Below are 18,182 nucleotides of genomic sequence, written 5' to 3' on the forward strand. Positions count from 1 at the left end.
TATCTTAACCAATCTTTTTGTAAGAATCGAGATGATTCCGACAATCCGAAATAGCCTGCGCTAGTAATTCTTCAGCCCTCTCCGGATCGCTTAGAAAAAGCATCCTAAACCTATTTTCCACTAGTTCAGATTTTTCAATATCACATACTTGTTTATCCCAATCTAATTTAAGGCGTTTTCCATCTGGATAGCCTTTTGGATTATAACGGAAAATTGGCCAACGACCTGAGCCGACAACCATTTTTTGATGGTGCATCGCCTTGGCCATATCAATACCATGAGCTATACAATGAGAATAAGCCAAGATAAGGCTTGGACCTTCAAAAGCATCGGCTTCTGTAAAAGCACTCAGTGTATGCTCTTCATCAGCGCCAATTGAGACTGATGCAACATATACATTACCCAAGGAAATTGCCATAAGGGCAAGATCCATTTTGGGAGTTGATTTGCCAGAAGTCGCAAATTTTGCAACTGCTCCCCTTGGTGTTGCTTTCGAAGCCTGTCCGCCTGTATTGGAATAAACTTCTGTATCCAATACCAATATATTAACATTGAAATTTAAGGCTAGGACATGGATTAGTCCTCCTAGTCCAATATCATAAGCCCACCCATCTCCTCCTACAATCCAGACGCTTTTCTTTGAAAGATAATCAGCCGCTGTCAAAAACACTTTTGAATCCGGAAATTTCAATGCCTCCAATCTTTCCTTGAGGAACTTAATCCGCTTTTTTTGATCTGAATATTCCTTTGTCGTCATCTCTTCGACATTAATTAATTCTTGGACTAGATTTTGCTCTATCCAACCACTTTCACCTAATTGGGTTAAAAGCTTGCGAGCCCACTGGCCGATCGCATCCAATCCTAGACGAAAGCCAAGACCAAATTCCGCATTGTCTTCAAATAGCGAATTTGCCCAAGCAGGTCCTCTACCATCCTTGTCTTTTGCCCAAGGAGTAGTAGGTAAGTTGCCCCCATATATCGAGGAGCAACCAGTAGCATTAGCAATAAGCAGCCTATCACCAAAGAGTTGGCTTAATAATTTTAAGTAAGGTGTTTCCCCACACCCAGCACAGGCTCCCGGAAATTCGAATAACGGACGTAAAAGAGCCACTTGTCTTACAGATCCGAAGTCAATTTTTTCTTTCTCAACGTCTGGAATTCCTTGGAAATATTCAAAAAGACTCTCTTCAGTTTTAGTAAAAAGCTCCTTGCGGCTTCTCATATGTATGGCCTTTTTGCTTGGGGAGTACTTATCAAATGCCGGGCACACATCCACACATATTCCACAGCCCGTACAATCGGCTTCTGAAACAGCAATGGTGTAGAATAAACCATCCCATTCAGGGTATCGTGCATCCGCTTTTAAAAAACCTCCTGGAGCTTTTTCAACAAATGTCGAATCATAAACTTTAGCCCGCAGCACCGCATGAGGACATGCCATGACACATTTACCGCATTGAATACAAAGGGATGGTTCCCAAAGAGGTACTTCAAGGGAAATATTACGCTTTTCCCACTGAGAGGTTGCCGTAGGAAAAGCACCAAAAGGAGAAAAAGCACTTACAGGAAGTCTGTCGCCACGTAATGCAATCATTTCTCCAATGACACTTTTTACATATTCAGGCGCCTTTTCGGAAACTGGAGGTAACACCGGAACCGAACCAAGGCTTTTCCCATCTAGTTTAACTCTACAAAGAGCTTTTAATGCCTTTTCTAAAGCCTCGAAATTTTTTCTAACCACTTCCTCTCCCCGATATCCATAACTGCTACGAATATGGTCTCTGATATAATCCAAAGCCTCATCAATTGGAATGAGAGCGGTAAGCTCAAAAAAAGCTATTTGCATGATCGTGTTTATCCTGCTTCCCAAGCCGCAGTCTTTAGCGATCTTGTAGGCGTCAATAACAAAAAATTGGATACGCTTGGATAATATTTTCTGCTGGACTTCCCGCGGAATCTTATCCCAGGTTTCATCAGGACTATAAGGGCTATTCACTAACAAAATGCCCCCATTTTTAATGCCTTTGAGGATATCATATTTAAAGAGAAATTCGAACTGATGACAGCCCACAAAATCAGGTTTTTCAACTAAATAGGGTGCAGTAATGGGACTGGATCCAAATCTCAGGTGTGAAATCGTCAAGGAACCAGACTTTTTAGAATCATAGACAAAATAACCTTGAGCACAAAGACCTACATTTTCCCCGATAATTTTGATCGTATTTTTATTAGCGCTTACCGTCCCATCTGAACCTAATCCATAAAACACCGCTTCATAGAGAGTTTTGTTTTCTATAGTAAAGGATTCATCGACAGCAATGCTGCTCTGAGTGAGGTCATCTTCAATCCCCACCGTAAATGATCCTTGAGGATCCTTTTTGGAAAGGTGATCAAATACCGCTTTAGCCATTGCTGGAGTAAACTCTTTGGAGGATAGCCCATATCTGCCTCCTATAACTCTAGGCAGATCCAAGAATGGGAACCAACTCTTGTCCACGTTGTTTAATATGGCCGAAGCAACCTGCACAAAAAGTGGTTCGCCCACAGCCCCTGGTTCTTTGCACCTATCCAGCACCCCAATAATCTTCGTGGTCCGAGGAAAGCACTTTAAAAAACTTTGCTGATCGAAAGGACTAAACAATCTAACCTTAACGACTCCAGTTTTATAGCCTAGAGAATTTAAGCTATCTACAACTCTACAAAGGGTTTCTGAAGCCGATCCCATCACAACCACAACCATTGTTGCTTGGGGATCCCCATGATATTCAAACAATTTATAGTGACGCCCCGTCAGAGCCCCCACTCTATCCATGATGCTTTGCACAATCCCAGGACATGCCAAGTAAAATGGATTAGCTCTTTCCCTAGCTTGAAAAAATACATCAGGGTTTTGAGCACTTCCATAAAGCAGCGGCCTTTCGGGATTAAGCCCACGCTGTCTAAACTTCAAAATTGCCTCAACAGAAATAAGCTCTTTGATTTGCCCCTCTTCTATTTGTTTAATTGTGTTGATTTCGTGACTGGTTCGAAAGCCATCAAAAAAATGAAGAAAGGGTAAAGAGGCTTCTAAAGAGGAGAGATGGGCAATGAGTGCCAAATCAGCTGCCTCTTGCACAGAATGGGAGCATAAGAGAGCAAATCCTGTAGTTCGAGCAGCCATGACATCGCTATGATCCCCAAAAATGGACAACGCATGGGTAGCAATGGTTCTAGAAGCCACATGAAAAACTGCAGGCAGCAGTTCCCCTGCCATCTTGTACATATTTGGCAACATTAATAAAAGTCCTTGGGAAGCAGTAAAAGTCGAAGCAAGGCTTCCAGTTAGAAGGGCACCATGTAATACCCCAGCAACTCCACCCTCACTTTGCATTTCAACAACCTGAGGAAGAAGTCCCCAAAGGTTTGTTTTTCTTTCTGCTCTCCATTTATCTACCCATTCTCCCATAGGCGAAGATGGAGTTATAGGATAGATGGCTATCACTTCGCTCAGAAGATAAGCAATTCTTGCAACTGCCTCATTAGCGTCAATTGTTCTGCATGAAACCCCAGCCATGGTCTTTAATGTAGCTTAGCAGTAGGAATAGTTAAACTTTAAAGAATCTTAGGATTTAACCCTAATTGAAAGAACTAATGAAATGAGAGCTTTTCCTGTTTTTGGCTAAAATCATAGGTTATAGTATGGTCAATGGATAGATTTGGTCCAAAAAAGTTTAAAATTACCAAAAGAGAATTTCAATCCATCCTCGATGCTCTTAAAAGAAAAGGATTCAAAACCATCGGTCCAACGGTTTCAAAAGACGCTATTGTCTATGAAGAAATTGACTCTTTGAACGATCTTCCCATAGGCATAGGAGATGAACAGGAAGCAGGAAGCTATCGGCTTAAAAAAAGAACAGAGGCTACCCTATTTGGTTTTGCATCTTCACCCCACAGCTGGAAACAGTTCTTATTCCCATCCCAAGAAAAAATATTTTCTATCCATCAGCCCACCGAAAAAACGTCGCCTCCTTTGATTAATCCATCAGTTACGCAACCTCCTCCACTGGCTTTCATTGGGGTCAGATCTTGTGATCTGCAGGCTATTGCTATACAGAACCGTGTTTTTTTGGAGGGTCCCTACCCTCACGCCGGTTATAAATCCCGAGCCAGGGGTCTATTTATCCTCGCTGTTAATTGTGCTTATCCTTCTGCCACTTGCTTCTGTTCTTCAATGGGGACAGGACCAAGAGCGAAAAGTGGTTTTGATCTTCTTGTAACCGAAGTTTTAAACGGTCAAAAAGAACCTTTCTATCTAATCGAAGCTGGTAGTTCTCAGGGAGAAGAAATCATTGCGCAAATCGAAAAGACCGATGCTACGGAAGAAGACTTAAAAAAAGAGAATGGTGTTATTCAAAATGCTGAAAAACAGATCCTTCGTCGCATTGAAACCCAAGGAATTAAAGAACTGCTTTATAATAATCAGCAACACCCTCGATGGACAGAAATAGCCCAAAGGTGTCTTTCCTGTGCCAACTGCACTTTTGTTTGTCCAACCTGCTTTTGCTCCACTCTTATTGATATTCCCAGAAAGGCACAAGAGATAGAAAGATGGATGGTATGGGATTCTTGCTTTACTCTGAATTTCACGCATACTCCAGCTGGAAGTGTGAGAAAAAGCGTTTTATCTCGTTACCGACAATGGATGACCCATAAACTAGCTTCATGGATAGATCAATTTGGGCTATCCGGTTGCGTAGGCTGTGGCCGTTGCATTACCTGGTGTCCTGTTGGTATTGACATCACGGAGGAAGCTGAAATTATTAGAAAAACAAGCCCCGTTAAGATGCCCTCTTAAAGAAGGAAAACAAGCATATGAATCCATCCCCCTCACTGCTTTGTGAACACCCTTTTCTAAAGGGAATGCCAGAGCCATTTATTCAAAAATTATCTACAATAGCCACTCATTTGTCCTTTAAAGCTCAGAGCTATCTCTTTGTAGAAGGCCAGAAGGCAGATAAATTTTTCCTTTTACAAAAGGGACTTGTGGCTCTCGAAACTTATTTTCCAGAAAGAGGTATCCTAGTTATACAAACTGTCGGGATAGGACATGTCGTAGGATGGTCATGGATCTGTCCTCCTTTTCTTTGGCACTTTTCCGCTCGCGTAATCGATCCTGTGGATGCTTTTGTTTTTGATGCAATTCATCTTAAGGAAATGATGGAAGAAGATCCTTCCTTTGGCTATGAAATAACCAAAAGGATCATTCCTTTGATGCTCGAAAGGTTACAGGCAACTAGACTCCAATTTCTCGATATTTATGGACCACCTTCCTGATTTCCCAGAAAACCCATTCATTCCTAAACCTTTTGTCATCGAAGAAAATAAGAGAGAGTCCCCGTCTGTTTTTAGTCTTTATCTCAGGCCGATAGACCAAGTGCCCTTTTATTTTCTTCCCGGACAATTCAACATGCTATCAGCTATTGGAGGAGGAGAAGCGGCAATTTCGATCGCCAGTGATCCAGCCAATCCTCATATTCTTATTCATACGATTCGCATCGTAGGGAACGTGACAAAGGCATTAAGTAAACTCGACAAAAATGATTTTGTACTGGTTCGAGGGCCTTATGGTAGAGGTTGGCCAATAGACTTAGTCAAAAGGAAAACATTAATCCTTGTTGCTGGCGGAATTGGACTACCTCCTCTTTTGCCACTCCTTTATATGGCTCAAAAAAACAAGGAGTATTTTAAAAATCTGATTCTTCTCTATGGTGCTAGGACAAAGGACGATCTTCTTTTTATGCCTTTACTTCATCAACTGAGAGCAGAGCAAATAATCACCTTGCATGTTTCAGTGGACCGCCCTAGTCGTGATTGGAAAGGTCATGTAGGCACAGTGACAACCCTTATCCCTTCCATTAGTTTTGATAATAAAGAGACTTTTGTGTTCAGTTGTGGCCCTGAAATTATGATGCGATTTATGGCTAGAGCCTTCATTCAAAAAAACCTCCCTAGGGAACATATCTTTTTTTCTATGGAAAGGAATATGAAATGCGCTATTGGAATTTGTGGACATTGCCAGCTTTCCCCCTTTTTTATATGCAAGGATGGCCCGGTTTTCCCATATGAAAAAATTGAGCACTTATTGACTGTTGAAGAATTATAACGCATAACGGACCCTGTAAGGCATCAGCAGAATATTGCTGATAGAAAATCTCGCAAAGGACCAAAGAAAGTTCTTTTGTAGACTCTTAGACCAAGTCATATCCTTGCAGGATCTTTCTTTCTGTTTTCAAACTTTTTAGATATAAGGAAGGACTAAAGATGGATCCTACGGCCCTTTCAGTTAAGTCCAAAGGCCTCAAATTCTTTCGTTTCCTTCTTTCTAGGCATCCTAAGAATATATTCGTTGCTTCCTTATCTTTCATATGTCCATAATATTTTATTTAAGCAATCGACCCTTATTTATCGCGACAGTGAAAGTGTGATGATGAAAAAGATAGCTGTTTGGAAATTTACATCCTGTGATGGGTGTCAGCTTTCCCTATTAGACCTTGAAGATGAGCTTTTAGAATTAGATAAAAATTTTGTTATCTCCTATTTTTTAGAAGCCAGCAGTCGGTCCCCAGAGCCACCTTTCGATATATCTCTTGTCGAAGGCTCAATAACTACCGAAGAGGCAAAAAGAAAAATCATCGAAATCCGAAACCAGTCTACCGTTTTGGTAACCATAGGAGCCTGCGCAACAGCTGGAGGCATTCAAGCACTAAGAAATTTCGCTTCTCTCCAAACAGCAAAAGAAAGAGTTTATCCCCACCCTGAACTCATTGATGTTCTTCCTACCTCTTTACCTATCTCCCAGTATGTACAGGTAGATTATGAACTCCAAGGCTGTCCTATCAACAAACAACAGCTCCTTTCTGTTTTATATTCCTACTTACTTGGCTTCCGTCCATCTTTAAATTCTGGAAGCGTTTGTATGGAATGCAAAATGAGAGGCACTCCCTGTGTTATGGTGACTTCTAAGACACTATGTCTTGGCCCAGTAACTCATGCTGGTTGTGGAGCAATTTGTCCAAGCTTTGGAAGAGGTTGTTATGGCTGTTACGGACCAAAAGAAACACCGAATAGTCCATCTCTTTCTCGATGGGCAAAAGAAAAATTACAGATTGAGCCTACTGCTTTAAAACAGGCTTTTCATACCTTTAATTGTATAGCCGATGGATTCAAAAGATTTGATGAAGAAGACTGAGTCACAAAAGATCCTTTCTGTTTCTGCATTGGCGCGAGTTGAGGGCGAAGGGGGGCTTTTCATTAAAATGAATAATGGGAAGGTCACAAGCTGCGAATTAAAAATCTTTGAAGCGCCCCGTTTTTTTGAGTCATTATTAATTGGCAGGAATTTTCATGAACCTCCTGACATTACTTCAAGGATCTGTGGAATCTGTCCTGTTGCTTATCTTATAAGTTCTATAGCAGCGATTGAAGATGCCTGTCAGGTGCAAATTCCTGAATATATCTGGAATCTTCGCCGACTGCTCTACTGTGGGGAATGGATTGAAAGCCATAGCCTACATGTTTTCTTTCTTCATGCCCCTGGGTTTCTGGGATACCCAAGTCTTATGGAAATGGCGAAGGATTATCCTAAAGAGGCTGCATGGGCACTTCAGATGAAAAAGGCAGGCAATACTCTCATCCAGAAGATTGGTGGTAGAGAAATTCATCCTGTCAATGTTCGTATAGGGGATTCTATAGTTCTCCCAAAAAATTAGAACTTCGATCCCTTCTAGATACTTTAAAAAGAGGCTTGGACCATAGCCTATTAGCCTTACAATGGATAGGTTTGAAATTTAATTTTCCTGATTTCAAGAGGAATTATACCTATGTAGGATTAAAACATCCTAAGCAATATCCGATTGAAAGAGGGATAATCAGTTGTGAGGACTCTCAATTCGATGCCAAGGAATTTGAAAAGAATTTTATAGAAGAACAAACAACCTATTCCAATGCTCTTAGATGGAAGGCTACCAATTCTCGATCCTGTCTTGCTGGTCCACTGGCTAGATACCATTTAAACTATTCTTTGTTCCCTGCTTTTTTAAAAGAAAAACTGAAAGAAATTGACTTGGAATATCCCTGCCATAATCCGTTCCAATCTATACTAGTCAGATTAGCAGAAATTGCCTATGCTTTCTACGAAGCCATAAGGCTTATAGAAGATTATGAACCTTTCTCTCCTTCTTTTATTCCCTTTGATCCGAATCCGCAAACTGGTTATGGAATTAGCGAGGCTCCACGTGGCCTTCTATACCACAAATATGAACTTGACGATAAAGGTAGCATTAAGAAAGCAAAAATTGTTCCTCCTACCTGTTTTAATCTAGCATCTGCAGAAGATGACTTAAAAAAGTGGATCGAAACCCATTCTGAAGATTCCATTGAAAGATTGACGCTCGATTGCGAGCAAATCGTTCGAAATTACGATCCTTGTATATCCTGCGCTACTCATTTTCTAAAACTCCACTTTAGGTAGGGCTGCAAGCTTCTAAAGTTAAGTTAATAGCAAAGTTTGAAGGGATTGTTGCTTATCTTCTTTTGGAATTACTCTAGAAAGGTTGATTTAAAAGGCTAGCAATATGCAATTTGCGCAGCATGGAGCGTTTTTTTCTCTGATGAGTTTCCATTCTTTTCAAAATGTCTACTAATGATTTTACCGCTTCAACTATATAAGGCCCTTTGTTAAGCATTACGCACTCAGATCGTTGAGCCATAGCTGCATCCGTCACCTCAGCTCTAGAAGGAATCCCAGTCTTTGCTAAAGATTCCAAAACTTGAGTAGCCCAAATGACTGGAATATGTGCTGCTTCGGATATCCAAAGGATTTCTTCTTGAACCTCAGCCAGTCTTTCATATCCACATTCGACGGCAAGATCTCCTCTAGCAATCATGACTCCAACACTGCGATTTTTCATCGCTTTGAGTAAAATTAAAGGTAGGTTTTCAAAAGCTTTTCTAGTCTCGATTTTGAGGATTATTCCTAAATTCTGTATTGATTCGTTGTTTAAAGCCTTTTCAAGATCATCTATATCGGATGGTAACCTTAAAAATGAAATTCCAACAGCATCAGCGTGCCTACCAATAAAGGATAGAATCTGAAGATCTTGATCAGTTATAGCAGAAATTTTTAGATCTGATACAGGAAGGTTTATGCCTTTATCAACCCGAAGTTTTAAGCCCTTAGAGGGAGCATGGGTAATCTCTATGAGCGCTCCATTGCCATCGCATTGGAGTATTCTGCCTCCAATTTTTCCATCATCAAACCAGATAGGTTCCCCCACCTTCATGTCATGGAGAATTTGTGGATGTGAAATCCACAGCGTACCAACCATTGCTTCTTGCTTTATTCCTTTTGTAGGGGATTGTTGCCCACCCTGAATCCATAGCCTATCATTTTTTTTGACTAACAGAAAAGGTTGTTGCGGGGAGAGACTTTTTAGCATTGTAGCTCTTTGGGGTAATTCTGGGCTATCAGGAAGATGAACGAAAACAATGCCTTCTTTCAGATAACCTGTTTGGGTTGAATAAGAAAGCCATCCCCTTTCGGCTACATGATCGATTCTAAGAGTTCTTGCTTTTCCTCGAGCATCAAAAAACCTAACAACGTCTCCCGCTTTTAGGCCATCAATCCATTCTTTGTCGAAATTCAAAAACAGATCTGCTTCTAGGATTGGATCAGCCTTGGATTCATCATTGCCAATCCAAACTTTAGCCGGTTCTATTATTCTTCCAAAGGGATCTCTTAATGGTCTAAAAAAACACGCTTTAATAGATGGATCAATTGCTACAATCCTTAACTTTGGTCCAGGCAAATCCATCACTATTTTACAGGAATAACCTAATTCTTGAGAGAGTCTGCGGCTATTTTCAATCATTCGAATCCATACATCGGGAGAATCATGGGCACAGTTGATTCGAATTACATTCATGCCAGCTTTTAGAAGATCCTCAAGAAGCTTCTGATTCTCCGCAGCTTCTGTTGGTAAGGTAACCATAATACTGGTGGCACAGCCTGGATGGGGTTCTCCTAAAAGTCTTCTAGTGTTTCGTAGAAGCAATTCAGCACCCTCTTGCCGACTAATATGTTTGGTCGAGGAATGAACTTTTTTCCCCAATGCATTGAGAACATTTTCAAGACTCCATAAGACGCAAGATTCGGAACGGCCCAAAGAGGATATGCCTAGATCAGTGAGTTCGTCTTGGAGTTGGCGAAGGTCAAAGCGGCGTAACGCTAAATAATGAACAAGGTTAGCTGCACTCAATCTGTTGTCTTCGTGGACAGAGTCTATAAGATTTTGATAAGACTTTTCAGCTTGAAGGACTTCGTTATATAGATCCAACAAAGAGTTAATAAGTTCGGTCCGGCTCATGGTTTTTCATACCGTCGGGAAAATCCTTTGAGGTTTTAGCACTTGACTTTTCTTTTTAGCCACAAATTCAAAAGTTGCTCCTTCTTCATGACGCAAAGGCACTCTATCCCTATATTGAATTCCCTCTCTAAGAACACCTAAACAGTACCGATAAAATATAGCCGCTTAAGAGAAATTTCCCAAAAAGAAACAATTGATCTACCAAGTCCGAAGATTGTTGCATCATCGGATAGGGGGATGGTTATGCCGGTCCTCAATTGTCCAAATTCTTAATTCATGTGCGACAAATTTAGAATGCCAAGCACCTACTATTATTTTGTAGCTTAATGAAGAATGGGCGAGTGCCTATTATTGGCAGCTGGCGGTTGTTCTGCCCTTTTATCCTCTCTGCAAAGAAAAATTGATTTCGTTGCTTTTTAGAGCTGAATCGAACCTATTACTTTTTGATTCATGTTCAAAAATTAAGATATGGTTTGGCTTGGTTTCTATTAAACGACATTTAAACAGCTGATCTTGGAATTTCTAGCAGATGACGAAGGTAAGCTGAATAGGTGGAATTCCCCATTTTCTCTATCTGAGAATGAAGCTCTTTAGGCCCAATCCATCCTTTGTGGTAGGCTATCTCTTCTAGGCAGCCAATTTTTAATCCTTGCCTTTGCTCTATGGTTTTCACAAATAGTGAAGCATCATAGAGCAGATCATGAGTACCTGTATCCAACCAAGCTATCCCTCTTCCTAACAACTCAACCTCAAGACTGCCCTCTTCTAGGTATTTCTTATTAAGGTCGGTTATCTCCAACTCTCCTCTAGCCGATGGCTTCAGTTGGCTAGCAAAAAAAGATGCCCTACCGTCATAAAAATAGATCCCTGGCACTGCAAAGGAAGATTTCGGTTTGGCAGGTTTTTCTTCTATCGACACAACTTTCATTGATTGGTCGAATTCCACAACGCCATAAGCAGAAGGGTTCGAAACATGATAACCAAATATTGTAGCCCCATGTGTTTTTTGGGCTGCTTTGTTTAAAGTTGCACTTAAGCTGTGTCCATATAATAAATTGTCACCAAGTACCAAACAAGAAGGTCTTCCGTTGAGAAATTTCTCACCAATAAGGTAGGCTTCGGCAAGTCCATTAGGATAAGGCTGTACCGCATAGCTAAAATGGAGTCCGAATTGTGAGCCATCTCCCAAAAGCCTTTCAAACAAGCCTATGTCACGCGGAGTTGAAATCAACAGTATGTCTCTAATGTTTGCCAACATCAATATGGAAATAGGATAGTAGATCATCGGCTTGTCATGAATTGGAAGCAGTTGTTTGCTAAGAGATACAGTCACTGGATAAAGCCTGCTTCCAGTTCCTCCAGCAAGAACAATACCACATCTTTCCATAATTTCCCCATTCTTTGTTCTTTTCGTTCGATTCTAGAAAATCCAACTTTATGTACTATTCACTACAGATCGATAGAGTCCTTGTCTTTTTAATAGATAACCTCTATCCAATACTGACCGAATCCAATCTTTATGTTGGACATACCATAAAATCGTTTTTTGCAATCCCTCCTCCAATTCTACCTGAGCTTCCCATCCCAATTCATTTTTCATCTTGGCGACATCGATGGCATATCTTAAATCATGACCCGGTCTATCAGTTACAAAACGTATGAGCTCAGCATACTTTCTGCCAGAAGATCTTGGAAAGAGTTCATCTAATTGGGAGCATATTTTTTGAACAAGTTCTAAATTGGTCACTCCTCTTCCTTTTGCTATATGATAAACTTCTCCCAGCCTTCCTCGATTTAGAACTTTCCATATGCCCGCACAATGATCATCGACATAGATCCAATCTCTAATATTCAACCCTTTCCCATACACAGGGAGTTCCTTTTCCTCTAACGCATTGCAAATCATATGTGGAATCATTTTTTCTGGATGTTGTCGAGGTCCATAGTTATTGGAACTATGAGTGACCATCGCCGGAAATCCATAGGTCTTATGATAGGCAAGGACAAAATGATCTGAAGCTGCTTTTGAGGCTGAATAGGGACTGGAAGGATCATATACTCCCCCCTCTTTTACAGGTGGAGCCTCCAATGGAATGGAACCATAGACTTCATCTGTTGAAATGTGTACAAACCGAAATTTATCCCTCTCTTTTCTAGAAAGAGAGGTCACATAGTGGAAGGAACTCTCCAAAAGTTTGAAGGTCCCAAGAACATTGGATTGGACAAAAATTTCTGGATTATCGATCGATCGATCCACATGCGATTCTGCTGCAAAATGAATAATTGCGTTAATCTTTTCCTCAAATAGGATATTAGAGATTAGTTCTTGATCACAAATATCAGCTTGAATAAATACAAAATTATCTCTTTTTTGAAGTTCTTTTATATTTTCGATCGATCCAGAATAGCCAAGCTTATCGATAACGATTATTTTTTCTACAATGCTTGATGGCTCATTTGAAAAACAATACTCACAAAAATTGGATCCGATAAAACCCGCCCCACCAGTAACAAGAATTTTCATTACAAAGATTCCTTATGTTGTATTTTATGTTGAAATAAGGCTTCAGAGCGAGAACCCTAACTTATATACCATGGGAAAGATAGTTGTAAAGCATTCATTTGAGACTTTCAAGAAAAGCATCCCTTGGCCTTTTTCCAGAAAATTCACTTTTTGAAACAGCTAAGAAATCAACGCTATCATAGGCAAAGAGAGGCCTTTTGCTTTTTTAATATTAAAATATGATTTTATACGGAAGTTGTTCTTGGCTTGCTAAAAGAAGCATCTATATGGACACCTATCAAATTGCCTATTATTGCATATGGATCGAAAAGTACCGTTATGAAGAGCTGTCATAGAAAGTACTCGCAAGTCATTCATCTTTGAATACAGCCTCTATTTCACTTCCAATTATTGATCATGAAAATGGAAAGAAACAAAGGGTATCGTTGTGTGGTAGCTCCACCATTATGAGCAGTGGAATTCCTACTAAAACTTCTCGAGGATAGACTTCGCGTAAACAGAAAGAATGCTTCCAAAACTGAATCGACTTTCTCATCAGAAACAACAAATGCGCAGTCCGCTGAGTTCCTTCTTTATGAGATGGCAAATACTATGCTTCCAGCTAACCCCTTCACCCATCTCCATTGAGAGGAGATCCCTACCCTTTCATAACAATTCAGTAATTAGTGCCCATCCGTTCTTTTATGATTTTTTGAGCGTATTTTGCCAAAAGATCAAACTCCAGGTTGACATTGTCTCCCGGTCTTTTGGTCCTTAAATTTGTATGGTTTAAAGTAAAGGGAGTGATCCAAACACAAAAACTTTCGTTAGTTATCTTCCCTATAGTCAGACTGATCCCTTCAACGGCAATTGAGCCTTTAGGAACCATATAGCATTTAGCAAAGGAAGGATAATGTATCCATATCTCTTTTTCCTCTCCTAATTTTTCGATCGCACATATGGTTTGTTTACAATCCACATGGCCTGTAACAAAATGGCCCCCGAACCGATCGCTCATTCTTAGAGGAAGCTCCAAATTCACTACGTCTCCCATTTTCAATTCTCCCAAGGTTGTAGCACGTAAAGTTTCTTCAAGAATAAAAAACTGCACCTCCTCTTCAACCATCTGCGTAACAGTTAGACAGCAGCCATTGACTGCAAGGCTCATTCCTAGTTTCAATTCAGCAGAAAGACATCCTGCTTTGATGCTGAGCGTTTTGTTTTTTGAATCAGGGACCCGCTCAACGATTCCCACCGATTCGATTATCCCCGTGAACATCTTAAACCCTAATAGTTTCTTTTCCTTTTAAACTTTATTCAATCCCTCATCGAAGATTCCATCCTCCGCTTACAATGAGATGCGAACCCGTGATATAGCTCTGTTTTTCATCCAAAAAAAATTTTACTCCACGCCATATGTCTTCAAAGGTACCATATCGGCCAGCTGGAATTTTACTGAGTGGGGGAAGTCCTTGGCTGTTTTCAAGATAACCTGGAGAAACGACATTAACGGTGATGCCATAACGCGCATTTTCCCTAGCGAAGGATTTGGTTAAAAGATACACTCCTATTTTGCCTAAATGATATCCGAGTGCCATTTCTCTGCTTCCGATTCGGTCACAACTCGAATCGCCTATATTAACAATCCTTCCTCTGCCTGAAAGCCTTAAAAGAGGCAATGAGGCAAGCGTGGTAAATAAGACTGCACTAGCTGTAGAATTAATTCCCCGAAACCAATCCTTTTCTTCTGTTAATTCTAGAGGAACGGCATCATAGACACCAGAATTATTGATGACCGCATCCAGTCTTCCAAAAACTGTCCTAATTTTGTCAATAATTCCCCTTGCTTCATTCTGTTTTGAAAGGTCTGCTTGAACCGTGAGCGCCTTTTTCCCTTCCTTTTCTAATTCCTTTTCCAAAGCAAAGGCTTGCTCTTCGCTTTTGTAGTAGTGGATGACGACACTCCAATTTTCCGAGCTAAGCTTACGGCATAAATAAGCACCTAATCCTTTAGCCCCCCCAGTGACCAAAACGACTTTCTCTTTTCCTATCATAGCAATGTGGTTATGAAGAAATTTTCCTTTTACTCATTGTAAAGAAAAAACAGTTTATTCATTTTATTTCGATGAAGTCTATTCCATATTTTCCTATTCAAGTTTTTCTTTCCCATTCCTTATCAGCATGGGAAGAAAGAAAATATAACTGTCTTGTACGTGGTGAAATAGACCCTATTTTTCACTATTCGACAGCATGGCAATCTTTTCTATGGAAAAGGGTCTTCGAACGTTATTCCCCTTTTAAAGATGCACAAGGGTATCAATTTTATAAAGATACACTGAAGAATATTATCCCCTATCTACAGGCATCCCTTCCCTATGAACTTATTAGTTTGGGATGTGGAACAGGAGAAAAAGATCATATTTTTCTTAATGAACTGATAGTGATCGCCAGCGAGTTGCGCTGGATTTGCATCGATACAAGTTTACAACTTCTTCTTGAAGCCTGTATCCATTGTCCAATCAACAAAGAGAAAATAACACCCATTTTATCCGACATTCTTTGGAAAGACACACTCGAAGCTTTGCAAACAGATCATATGGGACGAAGAATTTTTACCCTTTTTGGAATCCTACCCAATATTGATCCTTTTTTGCTTTTCAGAAGCCTCGAATCAGTCCTTTCACCAAATGATTATTTAGTTTTAAGCGCTCATTTGGCACCAGTCAAAACCGAATCTACTGAAGATTATCTTGAAGGCATTGAATCAGTTCTTGATCAATACGACAATGCCGAAACTCGTTTATGGTTGACAGAAATCCTCCGGGATTGGGGAATTGAGGATAAAACGGAGTTGTTTAACATTTCCATCGGAATGGAGAACAATTTCTTTCGAATTGAAGCAACGGTATATTGGAAGGAAAATGGGTCAATCCCTGTGGGTAGCGGCAAGGAAGTGCCGATAAGCAAAGGAAAGCCATTGCGCCTATTTTATAGCTATCGGTTTACAGTTGAAAGACTGGAGGAGTTTTTTTCAAAATGGCATTACAAGGTGCTTGCTCGTTGGATATTCCACAATAAAGAAGAAGGGATTTGGCTTTTACAACACAAAATGCCAACTAATTAGGCTTATTTTTCTGCTATTATTTGTAGTTTTTCTTTTCCTACAAACACCCATATTCCTTCTCTATAATATGATTTTGAAGAATCTACATAAAAGGGCACAGCATTTACTGAAAATTGACTCCTTCCATAAGTGGTTCTAATAAAAGAGGAAAATGGCAGTCGATGGTTTTGGCGGGACCCTAGCGATTGCTCAATCAATAAGTCTATTTGTAAGTCGTTGATGGATGAATAGTTATAAGTAGAAAGCGATCGAAAAAATATTTTTTTATTTTTTATTCCTATTAAACATTGTATCTCCCCTCGATTGGTCCCTCGAAAGAACAACCGCAAGCCTTCGGGATCTTCTTGTCCCGTCCACCATTGGTTACCTATCGACTTTTCATTATAGAACCATTCTCCATTTCGGAATGTTAAAGAGGGGGAGTTGTACGGAAAAAATAAAGCTTTTTGTAGGATTGGCAGGAGACGCTCTTCTTCCCATGGCTGTAAGGAATTAACTATGAAATAATTTTTCTTATTTTGTATTGCTAAAAAATAACCGGATTGTGCATGGGCTACATACAGCCATGAGTCAAAAGGATGGGATAAGATTTTCAGATCTGGTACGGAAAGTATTGCTCCTGGAATTTTGGTAGACGAATGAACCACTGCTAGTAATACCACCAGGAACATATATGTAATTTTGTTTAACATGGAAGCCAACAAACCTGAAACAAAACCACCCACCGCTGCCAGAGAACCTAGCAGTACGATAATTTCAGCAATAGGAACCGCTATGATGTTGTAGAAAATCCCTAACCAGCAGATGGAATGAAAGATGCAAAACTCCCATGGCCAGGCTCCTAGCCAAGCGGAGAGTGAAGTTGATAAAAGAAGGCAAAAGGATTTTCCAATCCGATCAATAACTTGCTTGCCTACCGGTGCCAGTTCCAAAGGCAAATAAGGATCCAATTTAAAAAAACTATAAAATAACTGAAAAAGTGGCTTTGAAAGAAGCAATAATGCCAAAACAACTGAATAAGAAAGTTCTAAACTTGCATCCATTATGGAAAGAGGCTCAAAAAGCAAGAACAGAAGAAGAGTAAAAGCCCAGCAATTAAGCCCGCTAACCTTCCTTCTGAGAAACCAACCGATGGTACAATAAACAGCAGCGGAGAAAGCACGGAGAACACTGGCACTGCTTCCAGATACCATACTAAAAACAAAAAGGACTGGAATAAAAACGAGCGAATATTTCCATCGATTGTTTCCTGTATATTGTAACAAAAGGATCCAAAACCCTAGCATTATTCCTACATTCTGACCGCTGACGGCAAACAAATGATAAGTCCCGGCTCGTTTGAAAGCTAAAGCATCCTCTTGGTCAAGTCCAGAAACATCCCCATAAATCATTCCACAGAGCAGCGAATGGGCTTTAGGATCTTCAATACCAAGGGAAAGATTCTTTTTTACCTTTTTTCTTATTTTCTCGATCCAAGACCCAAGGCTCTTATTGGAATCATCCGTGTAAAAAAAAACTTATCCTTACTTAACAATTCAAAACTTATTCCTTTTTCCACCATATAGTTGTAAAAGTCGACTTCTCCAGCATTACTCTTTTTATGTGGCAAAATTATTTTTCCACTTACCGTAATTAGCTGTCCAAGATGGATTGTACCCTGCCAATCTTCCACTCTACATAAGACTTTCCCCTTCATTGGGAACCACTTCTCCCCAGATGCGATTGCCTTGAGATTCAAAAGAAAACAGGTGGCTCTCTCTTTTTGTTGAGGGAAACTGGACACATAGCCTAAGCAATGGAGACTTTGGAACGCTGCCAACTTTTCGTGAAGCATGACCATTTCTTTTTCTGCCAGATACCTATGGACGCTACAATTGAGTAGTCCGAGAAGAAAAAGGCTACAAAGACAAAACATTTCGCTAAAGAGCCGATTGCGACTAGCTTGACGCCACAAAGATAGGGAAAAAACCAGGCTGCCCAGAAGAAGTCCTACATTGAACGTTCCTTGAGCACCAAGATAACAACCTGTAGCAAAGATAATAGCAGGGAAAAAAAGAGGAACCTTTTCCTTCTCTTTCCTATCCATTCCCTCGTTTTGTGCTTCGAATACCATTTCCTCGCTTTTTATTAATTCCGTAGGGCGAAGGGAATG

General features: G+C 40.2%; 15 protein-coding genes. 7 read left to right on the forward strand and 8 right to left on the reverse strand.

Translation table 11 applies throughout. The annotated features are described in order from the left end of the window. Positions 1-4: 4 nt before the first annotated feature. Positions 5-3,553 carry a pyruvate:ferredoxin (flavodoxin) oxidoreductase gene (gene nifJ / locus kam1_RS09700; protein WP_039721448.1) on the reverse strand — a complete coding sequence of 1,183 codons (3,549 nt, stop codon included), beginning with the start codon at positions 3,551-3,553 and terminating at the stop codon, positions 5-7. 132 nt (positions 3,554-3,685) lie between these two features. On the opposite strand from nifJ, the gene kam1_RS09705 reads away from it, so the two are divergent. The 6 genes from kam1_RS09705 to kam1_RS10895 all read left to right on the forward strand — a co-directional run bounded on the left by kam1_RS09705 (position 3,686) and on the right by kam1_RS10895 (position 8,509). Beyond that, positions 3,686-4,834 (forward strand): 4Fe-4S dicluster domain-containing protein, encoded by a 1,149-nt coding sequence (locus tag kam1_RS09705; protein WP_039721449.1) that lies wholly within the window; start codon positions 3,686-3,688, stop codon positions 4,832-4,834. A gap of 65 nt (positions 4,835-4,899) precedes the next feature. Further along, positions 4,900-5,313 (forward strand): cyclic nucleotide-binding domain-containing protein, encoded by a 414-nt coding sequence (locus kam1_RS09710; RefSeq protein ID WP_244946072.1) that lies wholly within the window; start codon positions 4,900-4,902, stop codon positions 5,311-5,313. Then, on the forward strand, positions 5,297-6,142 hold the full coding sequence (locus tag kam1_RS09715; RefSeq protein ID WP_039721451.1) for an FAD/NAD(P)-binding protein: 846 nt from the start codon (positions 5,297-5,299) through the stop codon (positions 6,140-6,142). Before kam1_RS09710 ends, kam1_RS09715 begins: the two co-directional genes overlap by 17 nt. Positions 6,143-6,466: 324 nt before the next feature. Further along, the gene (locus kam1_RS09720) at positions 6,467-7,228 is read left to right on the forward strand and encodes an NADH-quinone oxidoreductase subunit B family protein (RefSeq protein ID WP_039721452.1); all 762 of its coding nucleotides are present in this window, start codon (positions 6,467-6,469) and stop codon (positions 7,226-7,228) included. Continuing rightward, positions 7,215-7,748 carry a nickel-dependent hydrogenase large subunit gene (locus tag kam1_RS10890; protein ID WP_244946199.1) on the forward strand — a complete coding sequence of 178 codons (534 nt, stop codon included), beginning with the start codon at positions 7,215-7,217 and terminating at the stop codon, positions 7,746-7,748. Before kam1_RS09720 ends, kam1_RS10890 begins: the two co-directional genes overlap by 14 nt. Before the next feature lie 35 nt (positions 7,749-7,783). Beyond that, positions 7,784-8,509: a nickel-dependent hydrogenase large subunit gene (locus tag kam1_RS10895; protein ID WP_244946073.1), complete on the forward strand. Its 726-nt coding sequence runs from the start codon at positions 7,784-7,786 to the stop codon at positions 8,507-8,509. A gap of 73 nt (positions 8,510-8,582) precedes the next feature. Here kam1_RS10895 and kam1_RS09730 read toward each other — a convergent pair whose 3' ends face one another. From kam1_RS09730 to kam1_RS09750, 5 genes are all read right to left on the reverse strand, one after another. Further along, positions 8,583-10,403, reverse strand: a complete 1,821-nt coding sequence (locus kam1_RS09730) for a pyruvate kinase (RefSeq protein ID WP_039721454.1) — start codon at positions 10,401-10,403, stop codon at positions 8,583-8,585. Between the two features lie 499 nt (positions 10,404-10,902). Continuing rightward, entirely contained in the window at positions 10,903-11,790 is an 888-nt protein-coding gene (gene rfbA / locus kam1_RS09735; protein ID WP_039721455.1) for a glucose-1-phosphate thymidylyltransferase RfbA, read from the reverse strand. Between the two features lie 48 nt (positions 11,791-11,838). Further along, positions 11,839-12,927: a dTDP-glucose 4,6-dehydratase gene (gene rfbB / locus kam1_RS09740; RefSeq protein WP_039721456.1), complete on the reverse strand. Its 1,089-nt coding sequence runs from the start codon at positions 12,925-12,927 to the stop codon at positions 11,839-11,841. Positions 12,928-13,582: 655 nt separating this feature from the next. Beyond that, entirely contained in the window at positions 13,583-14,185 is a 603-nt protein-coding gene (locus kam1_RS09745) for a riboflavin synthase (RefSeq protein ID WP_039721457.1), read from the reverse strand. A 46-nt stretch (positions 14,186-14,231) separates the two neighbouring features. Beyond that, a complete protein-coding gene (locus kam1_RS09750; protein WP_039721458.1) occupies positions 14,232-14,960 on the reverse strand; it encodes an SDR family NAD(P)-dependent oxidoreductase in 729 nt (242 codons plus the stop codon). A 71-nt stretch (positions 14,961-15,031) separates the two neighbouring features. On the opposite strand from kam1_RS09750, the gene kam1_RS09755 reads away from it, so the two are divergent. Then, complete coding sequence (locus kam1_RS09755; RefSeq protein WP_039721459.1) at positions 15,032-16,030, forward strand: L-histidine N(alpha)-methyltransferase; 999 nt, start codon at positions 15,032-15,034, stop codon at positions 16,028-16,030. A gap of 2 nt (positions 16,031-16,032) precedes the next feature. Here kam1_RS09755 and kam1_RS09760 read toward each other — a convergent pair whose 3' ends face one another. Continuing rightward, on the reverse strand, positions 16,033-17,421 hold the full coding sequence (locus tag kam1_RS09760; protein ID WP_039721460.1) for a ComEC/Rec2 family competence protein: 1,389 nt from the start codon (positions 17,419-17,421) through the stop codon (positions 16,033-16,035). A gap of 68 nt (positions 17,422-17,489) precedes the next feature. Continuing rightward, positions 17,490-18,143, reverse strand: coding sequence for a ComEC/Rec2 family competence protein (locus tag kam1_RS09765; RefSeq protein ID WP_143958424.1), 654 nt, complete (start codon positions 18,141-18,143; stop codon positions 17,490-17,492). Positions 18,144-18,182: the final 39 nt, after the last annotated feature.

The sequence above is a fragment of the Methylacidiphilum kamchatkense Kam1 genome (assembly GCF_007475525.1).
GTDB lineage: Bacteria > Verrucomicrobiota > Verrucomicrobiia > Methylacidiphilales > Methylacidiphilaceae > Methylacidiphilum > Methylacidiphilum kamchatkense.

Coding starts and splice junctions, on each gene's coding strand:
- nifJ (WP_039721448.1), bottom strand. CDS start 3,553: ATGGCTGGGGTTTCATGCAGAACAATTGACGCTAATGAGGCAGTTGCA.
- kam1_RS09705 (WP_039721449.1), top strand. CDS start 3,686: ATGGATAGATTTGGTCCAAAAAAGTTTAAAATTACCAAAAGAGAATTT.
- kam1_RS09710 (WP_244946072.1), top strand. CDS start 4,900: ATGCCAGAGCCATTTATTCAAAAATTATCTACAATAGCCACTCATTTG.
- kam1_RS09715 (WP_039721451.1), top strand. CDS start 5,297: ATGGACCACCTTCCTGATTTCCCAGAAAACCCATTCATTCCTAAACCT.
- kam1_RS09720 (WP_039721452.1), top strand. CDS start 6,467: ATGAAAAAGATAGCTGTTTGGAAATTTACATCCTGTGATGGGTGTCAG.
- kam1_RS10890 (WP_244946199.1), top strand. CDS start 7,215: ATGAAGAAGACTGAGTCACAAAAGATCCTTTCTGTTTCTGCATTGGCG.
- kam1_RS09730 (WP_039721454.1), bottom strand. CDS start 10,403: ATGAGCCGGACCGAACTTATTAACTCTTTGTTGGATCTATATAACGAA.
- rfbA (WP_039721455.1), bottom strand. CDS start 11,790: ATGGAAAGATGTGGTATTGTTCTTGCTGGAGGAACTGGAAGCAGGCTT.
- rfbB (WP_039721456.1), bottom strand. CDS start 12,927: ATGAAAATTCTTGTTACTGGTGGGGCGGGTTTTATCGGATCCAATTTT.
- kam1_RS09745 (WP_039721457.1), bottom strand. CDS start 14,185: ATGTTCACGGGGATAATCGAATCGGTGGGAATCGTTGAGCGGGTCCCT.
- kam1_RS09750 (WP_039721458.1), bottom strand. CDS start 14,960: ATGATAGGAAAAGAGAAAGTCGTTTTGGTCACTGGGGGGGCTAAAGGA.
- kam1_RS09755 (WP_039721459.1), top strand. CDS start 15,032: ATGAAGTCTATTCCATATTTTCCTATTCAAGTTTTTCTTTCCCATTCC.
- kam1_RS09760 (WP_039721460.1), bottom strand. CDS start 17,421: ATGATTTATGGGGATGTTTCTGGACTTGACCAAGAGGATGCTTTAGCT.
- kam1_RS09765 (WP_143958424.1), bottom strand. CDS start 18,143: ATGGTATTCGAAGCACAAAACGAGGGAATGGATAGGAAAGAGAAGGAA.